At 55.2% G+C, this 3,205-nt stretch carries 3 protein-coding genes; all 3 read right to left on the bottom strand.

The genetic code is table 11. From position 1 onward, the window contains the following. The coding region (locus tag ACOVRA_RS14460; protein WP_421720914.1) for an NADH-quinone oxidoreductase subunit D at positions 1 to 1,210 on the bottom strand (1,210 nt) is incomplete at its 3' end. Between the two features lie 121 nt (positions 1,211 to 1,331). Further along, complete coding sequence (locus ACOVRA_RS14455; protein WP_421720913.1) at positions 1,332 to 1,928, bottom strand: GNAT family N-acetyltransferase; 597 nt, start codon at positions 1,926 to 1,928, stop codon at positions 1,332 to 1,334. Between the two features lie 31 nt (positions 1,929 to 1,959). After that, positions 1,960 to 2,361: a hypothetical protein gene (locus ACOVRA_RS14450; RefSeq protein ID WP_421720912.1), complete on the bottom strand. Its 402-nt coding sequence runs from the start codon at positions 2,359 to 2,361 to the stop codon at positions 1,960 to 1,962. Positions 2,362 to 3,205: the final 844 nt, after the last annotated feature.

The following is a 3,205-nucleotide window of genomic DNA, read 5'->3' as shown; positions in this document are numbered from 1 at the left end:
ACACGATGTCGAGCGAGCCGAGGATGGCCGACACGTCGGCCAGCATGTGGCCTTTGTTCAAATGGCTCATCGCTGCCAGATGGGCAAAGCCCGGCGCGCGGATCTTGGCGCGATAAGGCTTGTTGGTACCATCGGCAACCAAATAGACGCCGAACTCACCCTTAGGCGCTTCTACGGCCGCATAGACTTCGCCAGCGGGCACATGGAAGCCTTCGGTATAGAGCTTGAAGTGATGGATAAGCGCTTCCATCGAACCCTTCATATCGGCACGCCGAGGCGGCGTCACTTTGGAATTTTCTGCCAAAACCGGGCCCTTCGGCATCATCTCGATACATTGTTTGATGATGCTGGCGCTCTCGCGCATTTCGTCCATCCGGCACAAATAGCGATCATAGCAATCGCCATTCTTGCCGACGGGCACTTTGAACTTCAGCTCAGAATAGACTTCGTAAGGCTGGCTGCGGCGCAAGTCCCAGGCAATGCCCGAACCACGCACCATGACGCCAGAGAAACCCCAGTCGAGAATGGTCTTCTGGTCAACCACGCCAATATCGACATTGCGCTGCTTGAAGATGCGGTTATCGGTCAACAAGGTCTCAATATCGTCGCACAGCTTCAAGAACGGGTCGCACCACTCATAGATGTCGCGGACCAAAGCGTCTGGCAGGTCTTGGTGTACGCCACCTGGGCGGAAGTAAGCGGCGTGCATGCGCGAGCCCGAAGCACGCTCATAAAAGCCCATCAATTTCTCGCGCTCTTCAAAGCCCCAGAGCGGCGGGGTCAGCGCGCCAACGTCCATCGCTTGGGTCGTGACGTTCAAGATGTGCGACAGGATGCGGCCAATTTCCGAGAAGATCACGCGGATGAATTGCGCGCGGCGCGGCACTTCAATCCCGGCCAAGCGCTCAATCGCCAAGCACCAAGCATGTTCTTGGTTCATCGGCGCCACATAGTCCAGCCGATCAAAATACGGCATGGCTTGCAGATAGGTCTTATATTCGATCAGCTTCTCGGTGCCGCGATGCAACAGACCAATATGGGGATCGACGCGCTCGACAATCTCGCCGTCCAATTCCAGAACCAAACGCAACACGCCGTGGGCGGCGGGGTGCTGAGGCCCGAAATTGATGTTGAAATTGCGCATGGCGGTTTCGCCCGGCAAAAGATCGGCAGAAGGATTGGTTTCTAGGGTTTGTGTGCCGTCTGCCATGGGTCAAAATCCTACCAAGTCACGCGCTTATCAAAGCACCCGATTCATCGTGTCCTTGTGGGCCAAGATGGCCACAGGATCAATAGTTTTGCCTGCGGTTTTCAGGTCTTGAGGCTGCGCTCTAAGGGCTACTCGGATCATCACGCGGCACACGCAAACGATAGGCATCAAGCGAGAGCGGTTTGAGTGGCTTATACATCACATAGCTCAAATGGGTTTTGCCAGTTGGTGCGGTGCCTTGGCGTCGGCGCGTTTCTAAAAAGCCATGTCGTGTCCAAAACGACATGCCGCGTGCATTGCCCTCCAAAACCCCAAGGCGCAGCACATCCATGCCACGACTGGCCAGCCAATCCTCCAAACCCTGATAGAGCCTGTGCGCGAGACCCACGCCGTGCAAGGCCGTGGCGACTTGGAACAGGCCGATATGGCCGACGCCCTTGTCGATCATGTCTTCGGTAACATCGATAATGGCGGCGATTTTGCCTTGGTCTTGATGGCGGCGCGCGATCAGCTTGTGGGTCGCGGTCCAGTTAAAGGAGGCGGGCGGCAGATCGGTCATGAAGTCTTCAACCCACTCGGCTTCGTCGGGCACTTCCCCTGACAGGAACACATCATATTCCGGATTGTCGCGACAAAAGGCCGCCAAATCAGGGCGATCCGCATCGGTTGCGACCCAGATATCAGCATCGGTGAGGGAAAAGACGGGTTGGTGACTCATCAGGCTGGATTAGCGATTTTTGCGGGTAGCGTCACGGGGATGGTGCGCGGCCCCTCTCGAGAAGCTCGCTACTTTGTTTTGGAATTGGGTCAAGCAGCGGGACTTTCAGCGCCTCCAAAACTTCACGGATATAGGGTAATTTTTTCAACGCTGTGAGAACCATTATATAAGCCACAGCTACCAATGCTGACGATAAAAGCTCAGATAAATCGATCCCAGCAGAGCGACTATCTTGCTCGAAAAATCTTAGTCCTAGGAAAAGGAGCCCAAAGCCAACCACTTCGATGCCTGCATAAACGGCACTGTAGAGGTAGAAGGTCCTTTTCCCCAAAGTCGCGATCTTGCCGCGATAAAGGACAAAGGCAATCAACATATAGCCCACAAAAATCACCGCCGCTAAAATAGCCCAAGCAGCCACAGCAGGGTCCGGCATCTCAATCTCTCACATACTAAATGTGATTTCTGTGTCGCAAAGATTCAACCTGAGGTCAACTCATCTTTGGGCGCGCAATAGTCAGGGAAGCAAAAGTTTTTCGCTTGGAGGTGCCGTGTTGAAACAGGGTTTTCACCAAAAGAGGGAGAGCGGACCGCGCAGCAACGACTGCGCATATGCCGATGCCGGTGAAGGGGTGTTTCAGCAAACTTAGAAGCGCTTTGGTGATCCTTATGTTTCACCAAAATGGGTCTAGAGGGAAAACGACCTTCAAACGCTGTCATCCCCGATGGCGTCAGCCAATCGGGGACCTCCTGCCGCAAAGTCCCACAAGGTCCCCGCTCTCCACTTCGCTCCGGCGGGGATGACATCGTTTTGGATGATTTCATTCTGGAAGCGGTTTTGGTGATCCCTCTGGTCCACCAAACCGCTTCCTCTAGCGTGATCGGGCGATGTGTCGCGTCAAGTCCAGATTTCCGTTGGAAATCTGCCGCGGAGCGGCGCGAAGCGGACTTGACTCGTCACATCGCCCACAAACAATTGAGGCTGGTCTTTGGTGAAGGCAGAGCCTTCACCAAAGCCTTCTAGATAGAAAAATCCTAAAGCGCTGTCATCCCCGATGGCGTCAGCCAGTCGGGGACCTCGTACCGCAAAGTCCCTTGGGGTCCCCGCTCTCCACTTCGCTCCGGCGGGGATGACATCGTGGAGGGAACTCCCCTCTCCCATGGGGAGAGGGGAGCGCATAGAACAAAACTTATCCCCCTCTATCCAAACATCCCCTAACCTAAGCCCATCTCCAACGAGAGGGCGTTGTTGCTGCAGCGGCAACACCGGTTGGGGATGG

It is taken from the genome of Aquidulcibacter sp. (genome assembly GCF_049239865.1).
GTDB lineage: Bacteria > Pseudomonadota > Alphaproteobacteria > Caulobacterales > Aquidulcibacteraceae > Aquidulcibacter.
Note: the sequence above shows the minus strand (reverse complement) of the source record. Positions and strands in the feature narration are given on the sequence as shown.